Annotated in this window: 21 protein-coding genes; 14 read left to right on the plus strand and 7 right to left on the minus strand. The window is 64.8% G+C overall.

Going from position 1 to position 24743, the window contains the following annotated elements; genetic code table 11:
- Nucleotides 1-155 precede the first annotated feature (155 nt).
- Complete coding sequence (locus ACVWWQ_RS03680; RefSeq protein WP_133949907.1) at nt 156-1421, plus strand: phospholipase D-like domain-containing protein; 1266 nt, start codon at nt 156-158, stop codon at nt 1419-1421.
- A 116-nt stretch (nt 1422-1537) separates the two neighbouring features.
- Here ACVWWQ_RS03680 and ACVWWQ_RS03685 read toward each other — a convergent pair whose 3' ends face one another.
- Nucleotides 1538-3379 (minus strand): ABC transporter ATP-binding protein, encoded by a 1842-nt coding sequence (locus ACVWWQ_RS03685; protein WP_166669765.1) that lies wholly within the window; start codon nt 3377-3379, stop codon nt 1538-1540.
- 170 nt (nt 3380-3549) lie between these two features.
- Between ACVWWQ_RS03685 and ACVWWQ_RS03690 the strand changes: the two genes are divergently transcribed.
- Nucleotides 3550-5961: a DUF3772 domain-containing protein gene (locus ACVWWQ_RS03690; RefSeq protein WP_133949903.1), complete on the plus strand. Its 2412-nt coding sequence runs from the start codon at nt 3550-3552 to the stop codon at nt 5959-5961.
- A 73-nt stretch (nt 5962-6034) separates the two neighbouring features.
- Nucleotides 6035-6469, plus strand: coding sequence for a VOC family protein (locus tag ACVWWQ_RS03695; protein WP_133949901.1), 435 nt, complete (start codon nt 6035-6037; stop codon nt 6467-6469).
- Nucleotides 6470-6521: 52 nt separating this feature from the next.
- Here ACVWWQ_RS03695 and ACVWWQ_RS03700 read toward each other — a convergent pair whose 3' ends face one another.
- From ACVWWQ_RS03700 to ACVWWQ_RS03710, 3 genes are all read right to left on the minus strand, one after another.
- Nucleotides 6522-7034: a DUF3761 domain-containing protein gene (locus ACVWWQ_RS03700; RefSeq protein ID WP_133949899.1), complete on the minus strand. Its 513-nt coding sequence runs from the start codon at nt 7032-7034 to the stop codon at nt 6522-6524.
- A 226-nt stretch (nt 7035-7260) separates the two neighbouring features.
- Nucleotides 7261-8823, minus strand: coding sequence for an alpha/beta hydrolase (locus tag ACVWWQ_RS03705; protein ID WP_457383334.1), 1563 nt, complete (start codon nt 8821-8823; stop codon nt 7261-7263).
- Between the two features lie 123 nt (nt 8824-8946).
- The gene (locus tag ACVWWQ_RS03710; protein ID WP_133949895.1) at nt 8947-10623 is read right to left on the minus strand and encodes a serine hydrolase; all 1677 of its coding nucleotides are present in this window, start codon (nt 10621-10623) and stop codon (nt 8947-8949) included.
- Between the two features lie 153 nt (nt 10624-10776).
- Between ACVWWQ_RS03710 and ACVWWQ_RS03715 the strand changes: the two genes are divergently transcribed.
- Nucleotides 10777-11568: a phosphatase PAP2 family protein gene (locus ACVWWQ_RS03715; RefSeq protein ID WP_133949893.1), complete on the plus strand. Its 792-nt coding sequence runs from the start codon at nt 10777-10779 to the stop codon at nt 11566-11568.
- Nucleotides 11565-12392: a DUF72 domain-containing protein gene (locus ACVWWQ_RS03720; RefSeq protein ID WP_133949891.1), complete on the plus strand. Its 828-nt coding sequence runs from the start codon at nt 11565-11567 to the stop codon at nt 12390-12392. The genes ACVWWQ_RS03715 and ACVWWQ_RS03720 overlap by 4 nt, the downstream gene beginning before the upstream one ends.
- Nucleotides 12393-12545: 153 nt before the next feature.
- Here ACVWWQ_RS03720 and ACVWWQ_RS03725 read toward each other — a convergent pair whose 3' ends face one another.
- Nucleotides 12546-14099 (minus strand): POT-type proton-dependent oligopeptide transporter, encoded by a 1554-nt coding sequence (locus tag ACVWWQ_RS03725; protein WP_133949889.1) that lies wholly within the window; start codon nt 14097-14099, stop codon nt 12546-12548.
- Between the two features lie 160 nt (nt 14100-14259).
- Here ACVWWQ_RS03725 and ACVWWQ_RS03730 point away from each other — a divergent pair, with 160 nt between their 5' ends.
- From ACVWWQ_RS03730 to ACVWWQ_RS03740, 3 genes are read left to right on the plus strand one after another with little or no spacing between them, the layout of a single operon-like run.
- Nucleotides 14260-14685, plus strand: a complete 426-nt coding sequence (locus ACVWWQ_RS03730) for a ribonuclease domain-containing protein (protein WP_133949887.1) — start codon at nt 14260-14262, stop codon at nt 14683-14685.
- On the plus strand, nt 14682-15125 hold the full coding sequence (locus tag ACVWWQ_RS03735; RefSeq protein ID WP_133949885.1) for a barstar family protein: 444 nt from the start codon (nt 14682-14684) through the stop codon (nt 15123-15125). The genes ACVWWQ_RS03730 and ACVWWQ_RS03735 overlap by 4 nt, the downstream gene beginning before the upstream one ends.
- A gap of 31 nt (nt 15126-15156) precedes the next feature.
- Nucleotides 15157-15420 carry an RNA-binding S4 domain-containing protein gene (locus ACVWWQ_RS03740; RefSeq protein ID WP_133949883.1) on the plus strand — a complete coding sequence of 88 codons (264 nt, stop codon included), beginning with the start codon at nt 15157-15159 and terminating at the stop codon, nt 15418-15420.
- 1 nt (nt 15421) lies between these two features.
- On the opposite strand, the gene ACVWWQ_RS03745 is transcribed toward ACVWWQ_RS03740, so the two are convergent.
- Nucleotides 15422-16240 carry an arylamine N-acetyltransferase family protein gene (locus ACVWWQ_RS03745; protein ID WP_133949881.1) on the minus strand — a complete coding sequence of 273 codons (819 nt, stop codon included), beginning with the start codon at nt 16238-16240 and terminating at the stop codon, nt 15422-15424.
- 183 nt (nt 16241-16423) lie between these two features.
- Between ACVWWQ_RS03745 and msrA the strand changes: the two genes are divergently transcribed.
- From msrA to ACVWWQ_RS03770, 5 genes are all read left to right on the plus strand, one after another.
- Nucleotides 16424-17110 carry a peptide-methionine (S)-S-oxide reductase MsrA gene (msrA, locus tag ACVWWQ_RS03750; protein WP_133949879.1) on the plus strand — a complete coding sequence of 229 codons (687 nt, stop codon included), beginning with the start codon at nt 16424-16426 and terminating at the stop codon, nt 17108-17110.
- Between the two features lie 151 nt (nt 17111-17261).
- Entirely contained in the window at nt 17262-19106 is a 1845-nt protein-coding gene (locus ACVWWQ_RS03755) for an ABC transporter ATP-binding protein (protein WP_457383301.1), read from the plus strand.
- 75 nt (nt 19107-19181) lie between these two features.
- Entirely contained in the window at nt 19182-21074 is a 1893-nt protein-coding gene (parE, locus tag ACVWWQ_RS03760) for a DNA topoisomerase IV subunit B (RefSeq protein ID WP_099651847.1), read from the plus strand.
- Between the two features lie 127 nt (nt 21075-21201).
- A complete protein-coding gene (locus tag ACVWWQ_RS03765) occupies nt 21202-21795 on the plus strand; it encodes a fasciclin domain-containing protein (protein ID WP_133949877.1) in 594 nt (197 codons plus the stop codon).
- Between the two features lie 106 nt (nt 21796-21901).
- On the plus strand, nt 21902-22423 hold the full coding sequence (locus ACVWWQ_RS03770; protein ID WP_099651845.1) for a 3-hydroxyanthranilate 3,4-dioxygenase: 522 nt from the start codon (nt 21902-21904) through the stop codon (nt 22421-22423).
- Between the two features lie 58 nt (nt 22424-22481).
- Here the strand turns inward: ACVWWQ_RS03770 and ACVWWQ_RS03775 are convergent, their stop codons facing one another.
- Entirely contained in the window at nt 22482-23030 is a 549-nt protein-coding gene (locus ACVWWQ_RS03775) for an NUDIX hydrolase (RefSeq protein WP_133949875.1), read from the minus strand.
- Nucleotides 23031-23206: 176 nt separating this feature from the next.
- Here ACVWWQ_RS03775 and ACVWWQ_RS03780 point away from each other — a divergent pair, with 176 nt between their 5' ends.
- Entirely contained in the window at nt 23207-24736 is a 1530-nt protein-coding gene (locus ACVWWQ_RS03780) for an amino acid permease (protein ID WP_099651843.1), read from the plus strand.
- The last annotated feature ends 7 nt before the right edge of the window (nt 24737-24743 follow it).

The following is a 24743-nucleotide window of genomic DNA, read 5'->3' on the forward strand; positions in this document are numbered from 1 at the left end:
CCGGCCTTTTCACTGGAGCTCCGCGCGGGCGCTGGATACCTGAATCAGGTAGCGGGGTCGGGACGAAACGAACGCGACACGCCATTCACCCGGTCGTGACCGCCAACACGCATGATGGCGACTGAGAACCCCCTGGGCACAAGGCCAACCGCGTGATGTGGACCGTGATACTCGCCACCATCGTGATCACGGCATTCATCGTCGTGGTGATGATGAATTTCCATCGCCCGGAGAAATCCGTGCGCCACGCGATCAAGCACTGCCACCCGATCGATGACCCGCAGTTCATCCACCAGATGGACGCGATGCTCGGGCCCGCCCTGCTTGGCGGCAATACCATCACGGCCTTGCAGAACGGTGACGAGATTTTCCCCGCCATGCTGCAGGCGATTCGCGGCGCGCGGAAAAGCATCACCTTCGAAACCTACATCTATTGGTCCGGCGAGATCGGTCAACAGTTCGCCGACGCGCTGAAGGAGCGTTGTCAGGCGGGCGTGGCGGTCCACGTGATGCTGGACTGGGCCGGCAGCGCAAAGATGGAAGATCGCCTGATCGACGAGCTCACCGACGCCGGCGTCGAGGTGGAGCGTTACCACCCGCTGCGCTGGTACAGCATCGCGCGTTTGAACAATCGCACCCATCGCAAGCTGCTGGTGGTGGATGGCCGCATCGGCTTCACCGGCGGCGTCGGCATTGCCGACCAGTGGGGCGGCCACGCCCAGGATCCGGACCATTGGCGCGACCTCCACTTCCGTGTGGAAGGACCGGTAGTGGCGCAATTGCAGGCCGGTTTCATGGACAACTGGATCAAGACCACCGGCCGCGTGCTGCACAGCGACGCCTATTACCCCGCGCTGGAGAAGACGGGCAGCCAGGGCATGCACCTGTTCGTCAGTTCGCCGGCCGGCGGCAGCGCCAGCATGCGCCTGATGTACCTGCTTGCCATCGCCGCCAGCACCCGCTCGATCGACCTGCAGGCGGCCTACTTCATCCCCGATCGCCTGGTCGTCGATGCCCTGGTGGCCGCGCGCGATCGCGGGGTCCGGATTCGGCTGCTCGTGCCGGGTCGCTACATCGATTCAGCCCTGGTGCGCATCGCCAGCCGCCGTCGCTGGGGCCGGCTGCTGCGCGCCGGCGTGGAGATCCACGAATATCAGCCGACGATGATGCACAACAAGATGCTGATCCTCGACGGCGAGCTCGTCTCGGTCGGCTCCACCAACTTCGACATGCGCTCGTTCGACTTGAACGACGAAGCCAGCCTCAACATCTATTCCCGCGAGTTCGGCCAGCAAATGACGGCCGTCATGAACGCCGACCTGCAACACGCCAAGCCGTACACGCTGGCGAAGTGGCATCAACGCCCGTGGCGGCAGAAGCTCGGCGAACTGCTGGTGCGGCCGGTGGAGTCGCAGTTGTAGACGGCCTCCTCAACCTGCCTGCCACACCGTCGCGGCAGGAGCCCGCTCGCGGGCGATGCTCCTGCCTCGATGTCTGTCCGCGAGTCCCGATTCAAGACGCGCCCGCGAGCGGGCTGCTACGACAGTGCATCCTCCGCAGCCACGAAGCCGCCGGTCTGGCGTTGCCACAACCGCGCGTACAACCCGCCATGGGCGATCAGCTCGGCATGCGTGCCGGACTCGACGATCACACCCTTGTCCAGCACCACCAGCCGGTCCATCCGCGCAATGGTGGACAGTCGATGGGCGATGGCGATGACCGTCTTGCCCTGCATCAGGATGTCGAGGCTGTCCTGGATCGCCGCTTCCGCTTCGGAGTCAAGCGCCGAGGTGGCTTCGTCGAGTACAAGGATCGGCGCGTCCTTCAGCAGCACGCGGGCGATCGCGATGCGCTGGCGCTGACCGCCGGACAGCTTCACGCCGCGCTCGCCGACCAGCGCGTCGTAGCCGCGACGTCCTTCGCCGTCGCTGAGTGCGGGAATGAACTCGTCGGCACGCGCCTTGCGCACGGCGTCGGCGATTTGCGCCTCGCTGGCGTCAGGCCGGCCATACATCAGGTTGTCCCGGATCGAGCGGTGCAGCAGCGAGGTGTCCTGGGTCACCACGCCAATCTGCGAGCGCAGGCTTTCCTGGTCGACATTGGCGATATTCTGGCCGTCGATCAGGATGCGGCCGGATTCGAGGTCGTACAGCCGCAGCAGCACGTTGACCAGGGTGGATTTGCCGGCGCCGGACGGGCCGACCACGCCGATCTTCTCGCCCGCACGCACCACCAGATCGAGTCCCGCGATCACGCCGCCCTGCTTGCCGTAATGGAAGTGGATGGATTCGAAATGCACCGCACCGTTGGTCACTTCCAGCGGCATCGCGCCGTCGCGATCCTGTACCGTGCGCGGCTGCGAAATCGTGGTGATGCCGTCCTGCACGGTGCCGACATCCTCGAAGATCCCGTTGACCACCCACATGATCCAGCCGGACATGTTGTTGATGCGGATCACCAGCCCGGTCGACAGCGCGATCGCACCCACGGTCACCCGGCCTTCGCTCCACAGCCACAGTGCCAGTGCCGAGGTGCCGACGATCAGGAAACCGTTGAGCGTGGTGATGCTGGCGTCCATCGCGGTGGTGACGCGGGTCATCCGGCGCAACTTGTCGGTCTGCTCCTGCATCGCCTCGGCAACGTAGGCTTCTTCGCGCCGGGTGTGCGCAAACAGCTTCAGCGTGAGCACGTTGCTGTAGCCGTCGACGATGCGGCCCATCAGTTTCGAGCGTGCCTCCGACGCCTTCCACGAGCGCTGCTTGATCCGCGGAATGAAAAACCAGAGCAACCCAACGTACAGGAACACCCACGCAAACAACGGCAGCGCCAGCCACACGTCTGCCTGCGCGAACAGCACGATCGCGCTGCCGGTGTAGATCGCGACGTACCAGATCGCGTCGACGATCTGCACCGCCGACGCACGCAGCGCGCCACCGGTCTGCATGATGCGGTTGGCGATGCGCCCGGCGAAGTCGTTCTGGAAAAAGCCCAGGCTCTGGCGAATCACATAGCGATGGTTCTGCCAGCGGATGCGGTTGGTCAGGCTGGGCACGATGGCCTGGTTCACCAGCAGGTCGTGCAGGCTCATGAACAGCGGCCGCAGGATCAGGGCCACCAAGCCCATCCACAACAGTTCGCGGCCGTGCTGCCGGAAAAAGTCCGCCGCCGGCGCCCCCTTGGTCATGTCCACGATGCTGCCGATGAAGCCGAACAGCGAAACCTCGACGATGGCCACGATGAAGCCGACCACGATCGTCACCGCGAATACCGGCCACACCTGGCGCAGGTAGAACGCGTAGAAACGCCACACCGAGCTGGGCGGCATGCCGTCGGACGGTTCCTTGAACGCGTCGATGAGGGACTCGAACCAGCGGAAGATCATGGAAAGCTCGGTGCGGGTGTCAGCGTATTGTGCGGGAACTCGGGTTCGAGCTCATCTGTGGCGTAACGATGGCGGCCGCGACGCCAATCTGAACGCCAGCCTCCGAAACGGGCGCCATGATGATCGCCACGATTGACCGCCTGCCAACGCCCTCCGATCATGCGCGGATGCCCAGACTGCCTTGCCTGCTGCTATTCCTCCTGCTGTTGTTCGGCGGCGTCACCCTGCACGCCCAGGACAATAGCCTGCCGGCCACGCCCGCGGCATCGCCGGCGCAGACGCTGGACCAGCTCGGCAGCCAGCTCGATGCGGTCAAGGCCGCGCTGAAGGACAGCAAGTCCAACCCGCCACTGGCTGACCTGCGCGGCACCGCGCTGGCCGTGCAGGACCAGGCACGCCAACTCACCGCCAGTCTTGCGCCGCAAATGACGGCCTTGCAGGCGCAACTTGCCGTGCTCGGCCCCACACCCGTCAAAGGCGCGCCGGCCGAAGCCCCGGAGGTGGTCGCCCAACGGCGCAAGCTGGACAAGGCCCAGGCCGACCTGGACGCGCAGATCAAGCAATCGCAACTGCTCAACCAGAACGCGATGCAGCTGGCCGCGCAGATCACCGGCTTGCGCAACGACCAGTTCCAGGCGCAACTGGCGTCGCGCACGCCGACACCGTTCAGCCGTGCGTTCTGGGCCGATCCGGCGAGAACCCTGCCGGATGATCTGGTGCGGCTGAAACGCCTGGGTACGCGTTTTGCCGACGACGTCAGCCAGGCATGGCAACCACCGAACCGGCAGCCGCTGCTGTGGTGCCTTGCCGCTGCCGTGGTGCTGCTCGCCGGTGGGCGCTGGGCGCTGGAGCGCTTGCTGCTGATGCTGGCGGCGCGTCACGTGCCGGACGGTCATTTGCGGCGCAGCGCGATGGCCAGCGCCGTGGCGCTGACCGCGGTGCTGACGACCGGACTGGCGGCGCAACTGGTCTATCTGGGGCTGAACTGGAACGACATTCTCGACGATGACATCAAGGATCTGGCCACGGCGATCGTGCGCCTGGTTTGCCTGGCGGCCTTCATCACCGGCCTGGGTCGCGCCCTGCTGTCCGCACGGCGGCCTTCCTGGCGCCTGCCTGCGCTGTCGGACCTGACCGCTCGCAGCCTGCGCCCATTCCCCTGGCTGGTTGCCGCTGCCGCACTGCTGGCCGGCATGATCGAACGCATCACCCGCACGATCGGCACCAGCCTGCCCGCCACCGTAGCCACGCGAGGGCTGTTCGCGCTGCTCATCAGCGGGTTGATCGGTGCCGCGCTGTGGCGCCTGCACCGCAGCCGGCGTGCACTGGGCGAAGGTGACGCGGACCACACTGGCCCGGCACACCGACCGGTGTGGGTCAGCCTGCTGATCGTCGCGGCGACGCTGTGCGTGGTGACCAGCTGGCTGGGCGTGGCTACCGGATTCATCGCGCTGGCGTTCTTTCTCGCCGGGCAGACCTTGTGGATCGGGCTGATCGTCGCGACCACCTACCTGCTGATTCATCTGCTGACCGACCTGATCGATACGCTGCTGTCTCCGCGTGGCGCCCACGGTCAACGCCTGCAGGCCGCCTTCAGCCTGCCGGAACACAAGCTGGAACAGGCCAGTGTGCTGCTCGCCGGCATTGTGCGCGTGGTGCTGATCGTGCTGGCTCTGGCGACGGTGCTGACCCCGTTCGGCGCCGGCCCGTCCGACCTGCTGGCCAGCGCCCAGCAGACACTGGGCAGCCGGAAACTGGGTGAACTGGCGATCAACCCGACCAGCATCATCACCGCCGCGCTGGTCCTGCTGGTCGGCATGCTCGCGCTGCGCGCACTCAAGCGCTGGCTGCGCGAGCAACTGCTGCCGAAGTCCGCCATGGATCGCGGCATGCAGGAATCCATCACCACCCTGCTCGGTTACGTCGGCGGTCTGCTGGTGGTGGTGCTGACCCTGGCGGCGTTGCAGGTCGATCTGAAAAGCATCACCTGGATCGTCAGCGCGTTGTCGGTGGGTATCGGTTTCGGCCTGCAGGCGATCGTGCAGAACTTCATCTCCGGGCTGATCCTGCTGGTCGAACGGCCGGTGAAGGTCGGCGACTGGGTCAGTCTGAGCAGCGATGTCGAGGGTGACATCCGCCGCATCAACGTGCGCGCCACCGAAATCCAGATGGGCGACCGCTCCACCGTGATCGTGCCGAACTCGCAGCTGATCACCCAGAACGTACGCAACGTCACCCTGGCCAACGCCCAGGGCCGGGTGCAGATCAAGTTGCCCATGCCGCTGAACAGCGATGCCGGCAAGGTGCGCGAATTGGTGCTCGACGTGCTGCGTGCCCACGATGCCACGCTGGATGCGCCCGCGCCGTTCGTGCAACTGGAAAGCGTGATTACCGGTGCGATGACCTTCAACTGCATCGCCTACGTCAGCAGTCCGCGAGTGGTCAGCGGAGTCAGAAGCGACCTGTTGTTCGAAATCCTGGCGCGCCTGCGCAGTGCCAACATGCCGATGACCACCCCGCAGAGCATGCTGGTGCGCACGCTGCCGCCCCTCTCCGAAGGTGACGATCACACCGGTTAGATGCAGAGCGCAGCGACATGACGCGGCCCGGGTGCGCCAGCCTGTGCACGCCTTCCGTCGATGGAGCCCCATCATGAACGCAAGCAACCCTCATGGCAGCAGCATCGTCCCCTGTCTGCGCTACCACGATGCCCATGCCGCGATCGACTGGCTGTGCAAGGCATTCGGTTTCAGCAGGCACGTGGTCTACCAGAACGAGCAAGGCGGCGTGGAGCATGCCCAGCTGAGCTACGGCCACGGCATGATCATGCTCGGCGAGGTGCGCGACAACGCGTTCGGCCGGCATATCGCGCAGCCCGATGAAATTGGCGGGCGCGAGACGCAATGCGCCTGCGTGACCGTGGTCGACTGCAAGGCGCACTACCTGCAGGCAAAGTCCGCCGGCGCCGTGATCGTGGACGACTACGCCGAGAAGGAATACGGCGGCGGTGGCTACAGCTGCCACGACCCGGAGGGTCATCTGTGGTACTTCGGCAGCTACGATCCGTGGCAGACCGAGCCGGCCTGACAGCAAGAGGCCGCCTTGCGCCGGCCCCTGCGTTGATCGCACGAAAGGACGATTACGCCGAACAGGACTTGCCATGTTCGGGATGGTCACCCTTGGCCTTGGCGGCCGCCTCACTCATGTATTCGCCGTGCTTGGTCTTGCCGTACCACTTGTCGGTCGGGCAGTGATAGACCTTGCTGCTGGAGTTGACCCAGACCATGCCCGGGCCACCGCCCGGTGCGGCGTTTGCAGCCGGTGCGGGCATGGCGTGGTTCATTTTCATGGACGTGTTCTTCATCGGAGTGGCAGCCGGCGTCGGGGCTGCCATGGGTGCTGCAGCGACAGCCGGTGCGGCCGGTGCAACAGCGGGGGCTGCCGGGGCCGTCTTGGCGGCCGGTGCGCTGGCGTACCAAGCCTGGACACCCTTGTGTCCTCGGCAGGCACCGCGCTTGCTGGCGGCCTGGGAATAACTGCCATCCTTGCACTGCCCGGTCGACCCGGCCGGTGCGGATGCCTGTTGTGCATACACGGCCGGACCGGCCAGCAAACAGGCGAATGCGACGGCAAACATACTTGACGATTTCATTTCGAATCCCTCTCACGTGAAGTCGCGATGACACACCCAAGCAGCCGAGAGCGGCGGCGCCTGCACCGAGACTATGGCGGAAAAATGGCGGCGCAAAACCCGTTCTTGCGGGGGCCGTTTAGCGGGCAGACGGCCGATTCGAATGAACTTGCGAAACGGCTTTCGTCATCGGTCCTCTGCCCGCCGCGGCAACATCCACGCAAGCGGGGCCGAAGGCACTTCCGCCCTACGGTGCGGCAGCCGGCTTCAGCTTCGACGCTGGCCGCGCGATGGCATACATCTCCCAGCTGATCTGTTTGAGCAAGGCACTGCGATCGTTGCCTTGGGCATACAAGTCGAAATGGGTTTTCCCGGGCAGGAAGCGGATGTCCGATGTTGCGCCCAGACCGTCCAGCACGGCCTTGAGCTTGTGCGCGGCGCCGTCCAGATAGAACGTATCGGCGGTACCCACGATCAGGTGGATCTTGCCATCCAGGTCAGGCTTCAGGCTCGGCCAATTCGCCTGCACCCGATGGGCGATGTCGTAATGGTCATGCCAGTACGCCACTACGGCAGGATCCACCGCGCCGGTATCGCGATCGAACATCGGCATCGGCCGGCCGTCCGCACCGCGCGGCGAGAACACCCAGTCAAACGACGCCATCTGCCCGCCGTATTCGCCCAATACCCGTTCCAGCTTGGCGAACGCCTCGAAGCTGGCCAGCACCTTGCCCTTGTCACGCACCAGCGGATACGCCGAGCCATCCGGCCGCCGATAGACATTCGCATTTGGCGCGTACAGATCCACCCCGGTGAAGTCGTGGAAATCGCTCGAATCAGGCGAGGTCGACCAGGTGCCGCCGAAGATGGCCGGGTAACGCGTCTGCAACCACAGCGTGGCCCAGCCGCCGGAGGAGTGCCCGTTGAGGAAGCGACCGTTCGACTTGGCGTCCATCCGATAGCCTGCTTCCAGATGCGGGATCAGCTCGGTGGTGAGCGCGTGGCCCCACGGGCCGTTGTTCACCGAGTCGGCGAATTCGTGGGTGCCGGTGGCGCTGGATTCGTCCAGGAACACCCAGATCATCGGCGGCATCTGGCCGCTGCTCATGTTCTGCCACACGCTCGCGATGCTGCCGGTGAAGCGATCCACGTTGCCGCCGAAACCGTGCGTGCTGTAGACCACCGGATAGCGCGTTGCCGCCTTCGCGTCGTAACCGGGTGGCAACACCACCCAGCCGCGCATGTGGATCGGCCGACCCCAGAACGCGCTGAGCGACGGGCTGACGAAATCGATCGACCGGCTGTGGCTGCGCGCGGCGGGAAGCGCGTTGCGCACGACCTCAGGCGTTTTCGGCGACAGCGTCCACGCCGCCCGCGCTGGCAGCACACGAGTCAGCTGCAGGGTCGGCGTACGGCTGGCCGGAAGATGCATGCGCACCACGTCGCTGACCAGATCGCCCGCGCCGCGCCCGCTGTAGTTGTAGTTGTGATCGACATCCAGCACCGCCTGGACCAGGTAGTCACCCGGCGGCAATCGCGACCAACCTGCGGGGAAAGCCAGTGCATCCGTGTCGATGTCCACGCCCTGCCCCGGCGACAACCGGCTCGACTCACGCGCCGCTACCGAAGCCTGCGTGGCGCCGAACGGGCTGGCATCGACTTCCTCGACCTTGCCGTTCTCAGCTTCGGCCATCGCTGCCTTGGCCTCCACGGCAAACAGCAGCAGCCGGCCCGAGGCAGGCTGGGTCAATGTTTCACCCAACTCGACATGGAACTGGCTGTGCGCCACCGGCGCCTCGGTGCGCGCCATCGCCACGCTGGCGAACAGGCCACAACCCAACACGATCGCTGCAACAGCACGCACGTCACGCATGTCGATGTTCCCCAGGTCAGTCAACGAAGGCCGGGGCGTGCATGCCCCGGCCGTGGATCATTACTCGTCGGCGCCGGTCTTTTCAGCGACCGGCACCAGGCGCAGATCCTGGAAGTCGAAGCTGAAATCGGTCAGCGGCGACATCGGCTGCATGCGCATCTCGGTGATATGGCCGTCCACATCCAGGTTGAAGTTGACGAACGCGTCGGCGTTCAACGCGCGGTCGTCCCAGCGCACCACGAAGGTGTCGTGCTGCCATGGCGTCATCGTGCCGACCAGCTGCGCGGTCTTGGAGAAGCGCAGGCGCAGCTTGCCGTTCTGATTGCTGATGATGACGTCGCCGTACCACGGGTCGCGATAGGTGCCGGCGTACTTCGCCAGTGCCAGCGAGGGCTTGCTGCCCTTGTCGCGCGCCGCCTCATGCTTGGCCACGCTCTCATCAGCCCTGGCCTCGGACTTCTTCACGGCCTTGTCGTAGGCAGCAACCCAGTCGGTCTTCTTGTCCGGATTCAGGTAAGCATCCAGCACGCGGTAGGTCACCGCGTTGAACGCGGCACCGGACTCGGCATTGGTCAGCACCACCACGCCCAGGTTCTGTCCCGGCACCATGGTCACGCGTGACACCATGCCCGGCCAGCCACCGGTATGCCAGACCAGTTTCTGGCCGCGATAGTCGGACAGGAACCAGCTCTCGCCGTAACCGGAGAAGTTCGGCACCAGCGGCGCCAGCTCCGGAATCGACGGCTTGCCGATCTTGATCGGCGTCAGCATGCTCCACATTTCCTGGTGACCCTTTTCGGAGAACAGGCGCTGCGGCTTGCCATCGCTGCCCGTGGTCGGCAGCACGCCGCCAGCCAGCTGCACGTTCATCCACTTGGCCATGTCGTGCACGCTGGAATAGATGCCGCCAGCGCCCGGATCATTCAGCCACGCCATCGGCGGCACCGGCTTGAGATCCTTGAAATCCAGCTTGGCGTGGCCCATCGCCACATCCATGCCCGGCTTGAGCCCGGTCATGTCGATCAACGACTGGTCCATGCCGACCGGCTTGAACAGGTGCTCGCGCACGTAGTCGGCATAGCTCTGGCCGGAAGCCTCCTCGATCACCAGCGTGGCCACCGCGAACAGGATGTTGTCGTAGGCGTAGCCACTGCGAAAGCCGTTCTTGATCGGCACGTTGGCCAGGCGCTGCACCACCTGCTTGGTGCTGTACGACGTCGGCGGCCAGTACAGCAAGTCACCGGCGCCCAGGCTCAGGCCGCTGCGATGCGCCAGCAGGTCGCGGATGCGCATCTCGTTGGTCACGTAAGCATCGGACATGCGGAACCACGGCAGGTGATCGATCACCCGGTCGTCCATCTTCAGCTTGCCCTCGCCGGCCAGTTGCTGCAGCGCGGCGGCGGTGAAGGCTTTGGTGTTGGAGGCAATCGCGAACAGCGTGTTCGCATCGACCTTTTCCGGCTTGCCGATCTCGCGCAGGCCAAAGCCCTGCTCCATCACCACATGGCCGTCCTTGACGATCGCCACCGCGATGCCCGGCACGTCGAAGGTCTTGCGGGCGCTGTCGACATAGGCGCCAAAGTCCTGCAGCTGCTGCGGCAGCATCGGTCTCGCGGAGTCGCCCGTGGATACCGGCGGCGGCGACGTGGCAACGGCCGTCTGGGCGGAGGCGGCCGAGGCGGAAACGAGCAGCGCGCAGCAAAGCGCCAGACGCAGGGAAAGGGGTCGCTGGGACATCGAGGGCTCCACGGGTGGTGATCGCCCAACTATCGCGGCAAACCCGGCGCAAGGCCAGCGCTGGAAGTCATGCCCGGCCCGGCCCGGGTCGACGTCGCGCCCGACAGCGCCGATGATGGCGTTCTCGAAGACCATCCCGGTGGAAGCAGCACAATGGAACCAATGGCGGAATGGGTCGCGGCCCACACGCTGTGGCTGTGGGCGCTGCTGCTGTTGCTAGCCCTGCTGGCCGGCGACCAGGCCTGGCAATACAACGTTCGCTGGAATCAACGTGCCACCAATCGCGGCGAACCAGCCGTGCTCTTGCGTTGGCCAGTGGGGCTGGTCCTCAGCGTGGCCCTGGTGCTGCTGTTTGCCACCATCGCCGTTGACGTTACCGCGCGCCCGCCGGGCAAGCTGCCGACCTTCGACACCGATCTGGCCGAACAACTGCGCGCGCAATTGCCAACGTCGGTGCTGCGCGTGCTCGCGCTGGTGACCCATCTGGGTGACGTGCTCTGGATAGCGCCCGTGTCCGTCGTGGTGGCCGTCGCTCTGCTGCTGCGCAAGCATGGTCGACTGGCCGCCGCATGGAGCGTCGCCCTGTTCGGCATCCTGCCGATCAACGGCAGCCTCAAGGCGCTGTTCCATCGTGCTCGCCCGCTGCACGATCATGGCTTCACCATCGAGCCGGGCTGGAGTTTCCCCAGCGGCCACGCGTTCGGCGCCATGGTGTTCTACGGCATGCTCGCCTATGTGCTGCTGCGGCTGTCGCGGCGTTTTCATCGGGCCATCATTGCCGCCGCCGTAGCGTTGATCGGCGTGGTCGGCATCAGCCGCATCATGCTGCAGGTGCACTACTTCAGCGACGTGTTCGCCGGTTTCAGCGCGGGTGCGACGTGGCTGGTCCTGTGCATCACCGCTGCGGAATACCTGCGCCAATCCATGTCGGAGTCGTCACCGTGAATGATCTCTTTTCTGCCCGGCCTCACGACGGTCCGGCCATCCGCGTCGGCATCGGCGGCTGGACCTATGCACCGTGGCGCAACAACTTCTATCCACCGAAGCTGGTGCAGCGGCGCGAACTGGAATACGCCAGCCGCCAGCTGCGGGCCATCGAGATCAACGGCACCTATTACGGTGCGCAGAAGCCGGCGACCTACGCGAAGTGGGCAGCGGAAACACCCGCAGGATTCGTGTTTTCGCTGAAGGCGCCACGCTACGTCGTCGAAACCCGGCGACTGGCCGATGCCGACAAGGGCGCCAGTGGATTCATTCATGGCGGCCTGGCCGAAATGGGCGGCCGGCTGGGCCCGATCCTGTGGCAGCTGGCACCGTCCCGACCGTTCGATGCGGACGATCTCGGCGCCTTTCTCGACGCGCTGCCGCGTGAGTTGAACGGCCTGCCGCTGCGCCATGTGCTGGAGGTACGGCATCCCAGCTTCCTTGACGAAGCCTACGTGGCGCTGGCGCGCAGCCATCGCGTACCCACCGTGTTCACCGACTCGCCAGACTATCCGTCCCTGGCCGACCTCACCGGCGACTTCAGCTACGCCCGACTCATGTGCAGCGCCGACAAGATCGTGACCGGCTACGCCACGGCCGAGCTGGATCGCTGGGCTGGATACGCCCGCGACTGGGCCGCCGGCAAGGACGTGGCCGCCCTGCCGCACGTTGCCACGACGCAGGCGAAAACGGCCCCGCGCGACGTCTTCGTGTTCTTCATCAGCGCCGCCAAACACCGTAATCCCGCCGCCGCGATGGCGCTGCAAGCACGCATCGATGCGTAGGGCGGGCACTGCCCGCCGCTGTTGCCGGTAGGTGGAAAAGCCGGCGGACAGTGTCCGCCCTACCTCGGAATTGCAGGAGCGCACGCTGCGCGCGATGCCTTTCGTGACGTGACGAAAAGCATCGCGCACAGGGTGCGCTCCTACAGGCAGTCCTCAAGCCGATCGGTAGTAATCCACCTCGCGATAGCGCCGCGCATACAGACCGAACGCCAATGCAGCCAGCAGGGCGAACGCAGCGAAGAAGAACATCTGGAATGCGTTGACGCTCAGCCCGCTGCTGGCGATCGAGCCGGTCACCGTCTCGTTGCGCACCGCCGCGTTGGCCAGCAGCACCCACAGGTTGCCGACCGTGGTGGTGAGGTTCCAGAAACTCATCACCACACCCTTCATCGAGGTCGGCGCCTGGCTGTAGGCGAACTCCAGTCCGGTCGCCGAGACCAGTACCTCGCCGAAGGTCAGCAACGCATACGGCAAGACCTGCCAAACGATCGACAACGGATCGCCGCCATCGATCACCACCTGCAGGCCGCCGACCACGATCCACGCCAACCCGCTGAAGGCGATGCCGGCGGTCATCCGGCGCAGCGCGGTCGGCTCGTAACCGAGCCTGCGCAACAGCGGGTACAGCACCAGGTTGTTGAACGGAATCAAGACCATCACCAGCAAGGGGTTCAGCGCCTGCATCTGTGCCGGCTGGAACCACGACGGCATGGTCATCTCGGAGCCCTGCACCACCCACGTCGAAGCCTTTTGGTCAAACAGCGAAAAGAACGGCGTGGTCAACGCGAAGATCACCAGCACGCGCAGCACATTGCGCGCGCCATCGACGGCATGATCCGGATGCACGCCGCGTGCGCGATCCATCTGTATCCACGCGCCGCCACCGACGCCACCGATCAGCAGCACCAGCGCGATACAGGCGCAGATCACGAAACCCAGCGATGGCATCAGCGCAAATTGGGCCACGGCCACCGCCACTCCCGCCGACGCCAGCCACAAACCGGGTCGCGCCTGGCCCGGTCGACAAGTCAGCAAGGCCGTGCGGATCACCCGCGAAAAGGCATGCTGGTCGGGCGGCCCCGGCGGCACCATCACGTATTGCTTGCGCCCGAGCCAGAACACCACCGTGGCGATGAACATCAGGCCGCCAGGGATGCCGAACGCCACCGCCGCGCCAAAGTGATGAAGGAACAACGGCATCAGCAGCGAGGCGAAGAACGAGCCGAAGTTGATGATCCAGTAGAACGCGTCGAACACCATCTTCGCCAGATGCTTGTTCGACTGGTTGAACTGGTCGCCCACGAACGACGCCACCAGCGGCTTGATGCCACCGGCGCCCAGCGCGATCAGACCCAACCCGGCGAAGAAGCCCAGGCGGTTGTTCTCGAAGATCGCCAGGCAGGCATGGCCGGCGCAGTAGATCAGGCTCATCCACAGCACGGTGTTGTACTTGCCGAAGAAGCGGTCGCTGAGCCACCCGCCGAGCAACGGGAAGAAATACACCCCGATCACGAAGGTATGGAAAATATCCTTCGCCGCCAGGATGCGCTGGCCCTCGGGCAGATACAGCAGCAGCGTGGTGATCAGGAATGGGGTGAGGATGTTGCGCATCCCGTAATACGAGAAGCGCTCGCAGCCTTCGTTGCCGATGATGTAGGCGATCTGCCGCGGCAGACGGCCACCGGCATGGTCGGTGGTGGTGCTCATCCGTACTCCAGAATTCGGGTGGGCAGCGTGGTGCCGTCGCCACAGGAAGCCCGAGTGTGCGTAATTTCTTGCGATCGGGAAAGCCGGACGCCTTCCGCCGCGCCCGGTGGCACGCCTGCCCCTGTTAAGCTCGCGGCGCATCCAACCCCTGCGAACCGCCATGCGCCAACTCAAGCCGCTGATCCTGCTGGCAATCGTCATTCTCGCGGTGACGATGTGGAACCGTCATGCCGGTCCTCCGGCCATGCCGACTCCATCGGCCACCCATCCGGGCAGTGACGTCGCGCGCCCCGCGCCATCGACGGACGGCAGTACCACGCCGCTGCCGGCGCAAGCGCGCGAGATGATCCAGCGGATTGACCGCGGCGGTCCGTTCGAACACAGCCAGGACGGCGCGGTGTTCGGCAACTACGAAGGTCTGCTGCCGAAGCAGCCGCGCGGCTATTACCACGAGTACACGGTGGAAACCCCCGGCGCCCGCAACCGCGGTGCCCGCCGCATCATCACGGGCGGCACGCCGCCGGTGGTCTGGTACTACACCGACGACCACTACCGCAGTTTCCGTCGCTTCGAGGCAGGCCAATGAGCACGCGTCGCTTCGATCTCGACCTGACCCGGCCCAGCCAGAGTGGCGTGTACTTCGTCGGCGTCGACGACCTCGACCGGCTGGCCCGCAACGCCCGCCGGGATGAGTTGTGCGTGTGTCGTACCGATCTGGCCGGCTGTCGCGACAAGGACGAATTGCTGCGTCGCCTCGCCTTTTCACTGAAGTTGCCCGCCAGCTTCGGCTACAACTGGGACGCGCTGGCCGATTGCCTTCGCGACCTCGGCTGGATGCCGGCGTGGGGACATGTGCTGCTGTTCGAGCATGCCGACGAACTGCGCGAGGCAGTCAGTGCCGACTACGACATCCTGCTCGGCATCCTCGATGATGCCGCCACCTACGGCGAAGAACAGGAACGACCCTGGTTCGCGTTCCTGTCGCTACCCGACAGCGCCTTCGAACAAGCTCACCCAGCCGCCTGAAGGCGGCTCGTCCATTCCCCACTGGAACACCATGCAAACCATCGAATTTGAACTGGAAGGCGACTACGTCGAGCTGAACATGCTGCTGAAGTTGGTCGGCCTGTGCGACAGCGGCGGTGCCGGCAAGGCAATCGTCGCCACCGGCGCGGTAGCCGTGGATGGCAAGATCGAACTGCGCAAGACGTGCAAGATCCACGCAGGCCAGGTCGCCACGATCGACGACGTGGAAATCCACGTACTCGCTGACCCGGAAGGCCTGGATGACGGTCGTCCGCAGGCCGGCCGGCCAGGCTGAATCAGCCCTGCGGCAGGCTTTCCAGCCGCCGGTCGAACTCCACACCGGCGGGAAGCCGCAACAGGAACTCGCGTTCCATCACCTCACGCAGCTCCGCCACGTCACGCAGGCGCCGGCGCTCGGGCTCCTGCCCCAGCCGGCGCACGGTGAAGTCGGCATCGAACAGTCCCAGCCGCCGATCGGCGGTGGTGCGGCCAAGCATGAGATGGTTCACGAAGCGCGAGGCGGGGTGCGTCGACACGTAGTGGTTGGCCACCACGTAGTCGATCATCGGCACCGGCCGCAGGTCGAAACGGTACAAGCTGCGCCACTCCCCGTGAGTCAGTGACTGCACACGCCACTCGGCATCGTTTCGCAGCAGGCGAAACGGTTCGTGGCCGGTCGCCTGCTCGATATCGGGTTGCAGCCGCAGCGCACCAGTGAGCACGTGGCCACCGAAGCCGACGTCGGTCAGCCAGCTCTCGCCCGCCAGTTTGACCTGCAGCAGCATGTGGGTCTGCGGGGTTTCCACATCTTCCGGATGCCCCCACAGCACTCGCGCGATCAGGCCGGTGACGTCGAAACCGATCTCGCGCAGCACCGCCTCGAACAGCAGATTCTGCTCGAAGCAGTAGCCGCCGCGCCCGTCATGCACCAGCTTGCGCTGCAGATCCACCAACTCCAGCGACACCGGCCAGCCCATCAGCGGGTTGAGGTTTGCAAAGGGGATCGTGGCCACGTGTGCGGTAGCCAGACCGCGCAGGGTTGCCAGATCGGGCGCGACGGGCCCATCCCAGCCAACACGGCGCAGATACGCGCCCAGGTCGATTGCGTCAGGCATGCCCCTCTCCGGTGGTTTCCCGCCCATGGTAGCCAGCGCGCCGGCTGTCTGCAGGTAACCGCGCCAGGCTCGTCAGCGAATGACTGATTGAACGCACGAGTCGGCACGCATCCGCCGTCCGCGATTTCACGTACCTGTTCATGCATGCGGCACTCCTGCATGCCATCGCCAGCGAGGTTTCCGATGTTCCGCTACCGCTCGTTCCGTCTCATTCCACTGGCCGGCGCCGTGCTGATTGCTGGCCTCGCCGCCTGCCAACCGGTGGCGGTCGCCAGTGAAGTCGCGCGACTGCCTGCGCCAACCGTCGATGCGACAGCCCCTGTCGGGCACAACGAGGTAGCCGTGCTCGCCGGCGGCTGCTTCTGGGGCATCGAGGCGGTGTTTGAGCACGTCAAGGGCGTGCACAAGGTCACCGCCGGCTACTCCGGCGGCGCCGCCAACACCGCCAATTACGACGACGTCAGCGATGGCAACACCGGCCACGCCGAGTCGGTGAAGGTGGAGTTCGATCCGGCCCAGGTCAGCTACGGCAAATTGCTGCAGCTGTTCTTCTCGGTCGCGCTCAATCCCACCGAGCTGAACCGGCAAGGCCCGGACAGCGGCACCCAATATCGCTCGGTGGTGTTCTACGGCGATGATGCGCAGAAGAAAATTGCCTCTGACTACATCGCCCAGCTGACCACCGCCAAAGCCTTCGGCGCGCCGATCGTCACCCAGGTGGTGCCGCTGAAGACGTTCTACCCCGCCGAGGCTTACCACCAGCACTACTACGATCTGCATCCGAACAACCCGTACATCGTGTTCAACGATGCACCCAAGGTGGCCCGCCTGCAGAAGCTGTTTCCGGAGATCTATCAGGATTCCTTGTAGGAGCGCACCCTGTGCGCGATGCTTTCCTCTACGTGGCGAAAACGCATCGCGCACAGGGTGCGCTCCTACACCCCTCGGGTTGCCTGGGGCGGCACGGCCCCCATCTCGGAAGCTTCGCGCCCTGTCACGCGCCTTCCGATATCCTCCCCACGTGCCGCCTCATGCAGCCCCTCCCGCTCCACCGAAAGAACTCACCCGCAGCTTCCTGGGGGTGTTCCGCTACAGCGGACGTGCTCTGGAACTGGTCTGGAGCACCAGCCGCGCGCTGACCATCGCGCTGGCCCTGCTCACCCTGGTTGCCGGTCTGCTGCCGGCCGGCATCGCCTATGTGGGCGCGCATATCGTGGATTCGGTAGTCGGCGCCAGCAAGCTCTGGGCAGCGCATGGGACGGCACCACTGCGCACCGTATTCGAATGGGTGGTGCTGGAAGGCGTGCTGGTGGCCGCCATGGCCGGCGCTCAACGCGGCCTGTCGCTGTGCCAGTCGTTGCTGCGCGCGCAGCTGGGTCAGCGCGTCAACGTGATGATCCTGGAAAAGGCGCTGACGCTCGAGCTGGCACACTTCGAGGATTCGGAGTTCTACGACAAGCTGACCCGTGCCCGGCGCGAGGCGTCGAGCCGACCGCTGTCGCTGGTCACCCGCACATTCGGGCTGGGTCAGAACGCGATCTCGCTGATCAGCTACGGCAGCCTGCTGTTCCAGTTCTCGCCGTGGGCGGTGGCGGTGTTGTTGCTGGCCGGCCTGCCTTCGTTCTTCGCCGAAACCAAATTTTCCGGCGATGCGTTCCGGCTGTTCCGCTGGCGCTCGCCGGAAACGCGCATGCAGCTGTACCTTGAAACCGTGCTGGCGCGCGAGGACCACGCCAAGGAAGTGAAGCTGTTCGGCCTCGGCCCGTTGCTGCTGCAACGCTATCGCGACATCTTCCACACGCTGTACCGCGCCGATCGCGAGCTGGCCGTACGCCGCGACAGCTGGGGTTTCGGCCTGGGCCTGCTGGGCACGCTGGCGCTGTATGGCGCCTACGCATGGATTTCCGCCAGCACCGTGATGGCGCGCATCACCCTGGGCCAGATGACGATGTACCTGGCGCTGTTCCGGCAGGGCCAGTCGGCGGTATCGGCGATGCTGTCGGCGATCGGTGGCATGTACGAGGACAACCTCTATCTGTCCACGCTGTACGAGTATCTGGAAACGCCGGTGCCCGCGGTCAGCGGTACTGCGCAGCGCGGCGCCCGACCCGAAGACGGCATCCGCTTCGAGCAGGTCAGCTTCACCTACCCCGGCGCCAGCGAGCCGGCGCTGCGCGACATCGATCTGCACATCCGCCCCGGCGAGTCGCTGGCCCTGGTCGGCCAGAACGGCTCGGGCAAGACCACCCTGATCAAGCTGCTCACGCGCCTGTACACCCCCGACAGCGGCCGCATCCTGCTCGACGGCACCGATCTGCGCGAGTGGGACGAGGCTGTGCTGCTGCAACGCATCGGCGTGATCTTCCAGGATTTCGCCCGCTACCAGATGCGCGTGGGCGAGAACGTCGGCGCCGGCGACGTGACCCATTTCGACGATGAGGCCCGCTGGCGCGAAGCCAGCGACAAGGGCATGGCCAGCGACTTCATCGACAGCCTGCCGGCCGGCTTCGATACCCAGCTGGGCAAGTGGTTCAACGACGGCCGCGAGCTGTCCGGCGGGCAATGGCAGAAAATCGCCCTGGCCCGCGCCTTCATGCGCTCACGCGCCGACATCCTGGTGCTGGACGAACCCACTGCCGCGATGGACGCGCAGGCCGAAGCCACCATCTTCGAACACTTCCGCGAACTCTCAGGCGGACGCATCGCGATCCTGATCTCGCACCGCTTCTCCACCGTGCGCATGGCCGACCAGATCATCGTGATCCAGGACGGCCGCATCATCGAGCGCGGCAATCACGAACAACTGATGGCGGAAGACGGCCACTACGCCCATTTGTTCTCGTTGCAGGCGCAGGGTTACCGCTGATCCAGCGCGGCCGGCTTGACCCTGCAGGCCAACGCACCCCATGCTTTGCCGTCTTTTCTCCATCGAAACACACGCATGAGCAGTCGCTACAACGCCGCCGATATCGAAGTCCTGTCTGGCCTGGATCCCGTCAAACGGCGCCCCGGCATGTATACCGACACCTCCCGCCCGAACCACTTGGTGCAGGAAGTGGTGGACAACTCGGTGGACGAGGCGCTGGCGGGTCACGCGAAGACGATCGAGGTCGTGTTGCATGACGACGGCTCCGTGTCGGTGAGCGACGACGGCCGCGGCATGCCGGTGGACATTCATCCCGAAGAAGGCGTGTCGGGCGTCGAGCTGATCATGACCCGGCTGCACGCGGGCGGCAAATTCAGCGGCAAGAATTACAGCTTCTCCGGCGGCCTGCACGGCGTCGGCGTGTCCGTGGTCAACGCGCTGTCCGATCGCGTCGAGGTGAACATCCGCCGTGACGGCTCGGAATACGCGATGGCGTTCGAACACGGCGACATGGTCAGCCCGCTGGAAGTGATCGGCACGGTTGGCAAGAAGCGCACCGGTACCACCCTGCACTTCTGGCCCGAGGCCAAATACTTCGACTCGCCGAAAATTTCGCTGGGCAAGCTCAAGCATCTGCTGCGCGCCAAGGCGGTGCTGTGCGCCGGCCTCAACATGAAACTCACCGACGAGGCCAGCGGCGAAATCATCGAGTGGCATTACGAGGATGGCTTGCGCGATTACCTGCGCAGCGAACTCGAAGGCAACGAAGCACTGCCGAATGACTTGTTCGTGCACCAGATGGCACGCAACGCCGAGGGCATGGAAGTCGCCCTGGCCTGGCTGCCCGAAGGCGACCTGGTGCAGGAAAGCTACGTCAACCTGATTCCCACCGCGCAGGGCGGTACTCACGTCAATGGCCTGCGCACCGGCCTGACCACCGCCATCCGCGAGTTCTGCGACATCCGCAACCTGCTGCCGCGCGGCGTGAAGCTGGCGCCGGAGGACGTGTGGGAGCGGATCGCCTTCGTGTTGTCGGCACGACTGGAGGATCCGCAATTCGCCGGCCAGACCAAGGAACGGCTGTCCTCGCGCCAAGCGGCGGGCATGATCGAAAACGTCGTCCATGACGCTTTCAGTTTGTGGCTGAATCAGAACGTGAGCACCGGCGAACGCATCGCCCAGCTGGCGATCGAGCGCGCCAGTGCACGGCTGAAAGCGGCCAAGCAGATCGTGCGCAAAAAGATCACCCAGGGCCCGCAGTTGCCCGGCAAGCTGGCTGACTGCACCGCCACCGACCTCACCCGCACGGAGCTATTCCTGGTCGAGGGCGATTCCGCCGGCGGCAGTGCCAAGCAGGCACGTGACAAGGAGTTCCAGGCGATCCTGCCGTTGCGCGGCAAGATCCTCAACACCTGGGAAGTGGAGTCCACCTCGGTGTTGGCTTCCGAGGAAGTACACAACCTCGCGGTCGCGATCGGCTGCGACCCGGGCAAGGACGACCTGTCCGGGCTGCGCTACGGCAAGGTGATCATCCTCGCCGATGCGGACTCCGACGGCCTGCACATCGCCACCCTGCTGGCCGCATTGTTCCTGAAGCATTTCCGCAAGCTGGTCAGCGAAGGCCATGTGTTCGTGGCGATGCCGCCGTTGTTCCGTGTCGACGTCGGCAAGCAGGTGTTCTACTGCCTCGACGAAGGCGAGAAGGAAGCGATGCTGCAACGGATCGTGCGCGAGAAGATGAAGGGCGCGGTCAGCACCACCCGCTTCAAGGGTCTGGGCGAGATGAACCCGCCGCAGTTGCGCGAATCCACCATCCATCCGGATACGCGCCGCCTGGTGCAGCTGACCATCGGCGACGAGAACGATGGCACCAGCAAGTTGATGGACATGCTGCTGGCCAAGAAGCGCGCGAGTGATCGCAAGGCCTGGCTGGAAGAGAAAGGCGACCTCGCCACGCTCGAAGTCTGATCACCCGGCGTCTTCGCCTGGAGTTCACTTCGCTGAACTCCAGGCATCGGCGATGCATCCGTTACTGCACACCGCGCGTATCTCCAGTTGCTTCCAATCCGCGAAGCGGAAACCCTGGAGAACATTCATGAAGACCCATTCCCGCCTGCGCACCCTGGCCGTCGGCCTCTCCTTGGCGCTGGCCAGCGCGGCCGTGGTGCCGATGGCGATGGCCGGCCAGATGGACTCGATGAGCATGCAGAAGACCGTCATGGTCGGCGGCGCCGCGATGTATCCGTCGAAGAACATCGTCGAAAACGCGATGAACTCGAAGGATCACACCACCCTGGTCGCCGCAGTGAAGGCTGCCGGCCTGGTTGAAACGCTGGAAGGCCCCGGCCCGTTCACCGTGTTCGCGCCCACCAACGAGGCGTTCGCCGCCCTGCCCGCCGGCACCGTGGACAACTTGCTGAAGCCGGAAAACAAGGCCACGCTGACCAAGATCCTCACCTACCACGTGGTGCCGGGCAAATACACCGCGCACGACCTCGCCAAGCTGGCCAAGGCGCATGGCGGCAAGGCCATGCTGAAAACGGTCGAGGGTGACTCCATCACTGTCGCCGGCAATCACGGCAAGTGGACCGTCACCGATGCCAAGGGCAACGTCGCCAACATCACCATTGCCGATGTCACCCAGTCCAACGGCGAGATCTTCGTGATCGACAAGGTGCTGATGCCGTAACACCGCAAGCGCCACCGTGACCCCAAGCCGCCCGGCCATCCCGGGCGGCTTTTTTTGTGGCGATGGCGGCGCTATGGTTCCACTTGGTTTCCCGCGAGCATTCCGCATGGCCCTGCTGCCGCCCCTCGATCTTCAGCGCTGGATCGACGAACACCGCCACCTGCTGAAACCGCCGGTGGGCAACAAGTGCATCGTCGACGGCGACTTCATCATCATGATTGTCGGTGGACCGAACGCGCGCACTGACTATCACTACGACGAAGGTCCCGAGTTCTTCTACCAGCTTGAAGGGGAGATCACGCTGAAAGTGCAGGACGAGGGGGTGGCCCGCGACATACCGCTGCGTGCCGGGGAAATTTTCTACCTACCCCCGCGCGTGCCTCACTCACCCAACCGTGCGGCCGGCTCGATCGGCCTGGTGATCGAGCGTCGCCGCATGGCAGGTGAGAAGGACGGCCTGATGTGGTTCTGCGAGCAGTGCAACCACAAGCTCTACGAGGAGTACTTCACCCTCGACAGCATCGAAAGCGATTTTCCGCCGGTGTTCGAACGGTTCTACCGCTCCAGCGAGGCACGCACCTGCGACGCCTGCGGCCACCTCCATCCCGCACCGGAAAAATACCTGTAGGAGCGCACCCTGTGCGATTGGCCCTTCGCCGAAGAGCCTTCGCGCACAGGGTGCGCTCCTACACCCGCCTCAGCCATTTCCGGGCCATCCGTCGCAGCGACATGTCGAGAGATTCATCGTTCGCCACCTCGCCAACCTCGCGCCATGCCAGCGCATGCGACTCGGCATTGACGACATACGACTCGTCCTCTCCGGCACGCACCACGTAGCGCACGTCGTAATGCCAATGCTCCGGCTCGTTCATGCGCGCGGGAATGCGATGTCGATCCAGATCGAACACGCCTCCTTCCACGCGCAGGCCGGCCAAACCGGTTTCCTCCCCGGCCTCGCGCAAGGCGACGCGCGCGAGATCAGAGTCGCCATCGGCATGGCCGCCGGGCTGAAGCCAACGATCCAGCTTGCGGTGATGCATCAGCAGCACGCGCATGCCATCGGCACTGGCGAGCCATGCCGAACCCGTGAAGTGTCCGGCCAGGTTGCCGCGCTCGAATCCATTCGCATGCGCATGTAAAAAGTTCTCGAATTGCGCAACAACGTCGGACTCCCCGTGCCATTGGTCACGGTAGCGTTGAAGTGCGTCGAACATGATGATGGTGGGCTGCTGCATGACGTCTCGCGGTGAGGCATGGGACTGCCTGAAAAGTGGTCACGGCATGTTTCGCCGCAACATGAATGAAGCTTGTACAACCTTTGCTGCATGGGCTATGTTGGCCCGCCATTGCCCACCTGTTCCAGCCATCCGCCGCAGAGCGGACGCGGGCAAAATCACCTGAGGGGAAGTTGATGATAAAAGGTCTATTTGCCACTCACGCGATCGAGGCGATGCCTCACGTCGACGCTGGCGAACCTGTTGAAGGCGGCGCCGAGGGCGAAGTCACCCTGAAGCGCGTGTTGACCGCACGGCATCTGGTGATGCTCGGCATCGGTGCAGTGATCGGTGCCGGCATTTTTGCGATCACGGGTACTGCCGCTGCGCAGTTCGCCGGCCCCGCATTGATCCTCAGCTTTCTCATTGCCGCCGTCGCTTGCGGACTGGCCGGCATGTGCTACGCCGAATTCGCGGCGATGCTGCCCGTCTCCGGCAGTGCGTACTCCTATTCCTATGCCACCCTCGGTGAAGTGGTGGCCTGGTTTGTCGGCTGGGCGCTGGTGCTCGAGTATCTGTTCGCCGCGTCGACCGTGGCAGTGGCGTGGTCGGGCTACTTCGGCGAAATGCTGCGCATGCTCAGCTCCATGACAGGAGTGAATTTCACCCTGCCGGCGGCACTTTCCTCGGCTCCGCTGACCTTCGCCGAAGGTGGTCACCACCTGATCTTCACCGGCGCACTGATCAACCTGCCCGCGATCCTGATCGTCGGCGCGATCAGCTGGCTGTGCTACATGGGCATTACCCAGTCGGCGACGGTCAACGCCATCATCGTGGCGATCAAGGTGATCGTGATCCTGCTGTTCCTGGTGGTGATGTTCAATTACATCAACACCGATCTGTGGCATCCGTTCATTCCTGCCAATGAAGGCGGCTCGAAGTTCGGCTGGAGCGGCATCTATCGCGGCGCCACGCTGGTGTTCTTTGCCTACATCGGCTTCGACGCGGTCTCCACCGCTGCCGGCGAAGCAAAGAATCCGCAACGCGACATGCCGATCGGCATCCTCGGCTCGTTGTTGATCTGCACCGTGCTGTACATCGCCATGGCTGCGGTGATGACTGGCACGACGCCGTTCCGTCTGCTCAACACTCCCGAGCCGGTCGCTACCGCGATCAACTATGTGCTCGGCACCGTCACCGCAGGCAGCGCCTCCAGCTATCTGCTGGGCTCGCTCAAGATCCTGGTGGTGTTCGCCGCGCTGGCGGGCCTGAGCTCGGTTGTGCTGGTGATGCTGATGGGTCAGCCGCGCATCTTCTACTCGATGTCCCGCGATGGGCTGCTGCCGCCCGCACTCGGTCGCCTGCACCCGAAACATCGCACGCCCTATGTCGGCACCATCCTGGTGGGTGTGATCGCTTGCTGCCTTGCCGGCCTGTTCCCGGTGGATGTGCTGGGCGACCTGGTTTCGATGGGCACTCTGCTGGCCTTTGCCACGGTGTGCATTGGCGTGCTGGTGCTGCGTCGCACGCGTCCGGAATTGCCGCGCGCGTTTCGGGTGCCACTGGTCTGGCTGGTCTCTCCGCTCGGCGCGATCGCCTGTCTGTTCCTGTTCTGGCAGGCATTCGTGGTGCGCTGGCCGCTGTTGGTCACCTGGATCGTGATCGGCTTCCTGATCTACGGTTTCTACGGTTACCGCCACAGCAAATTGCGCCAAGGCACCAGGTAATACCCGA

The organism is Rhodanobacter sp. TND4EL1 (genome assembly GCF_054061035.1).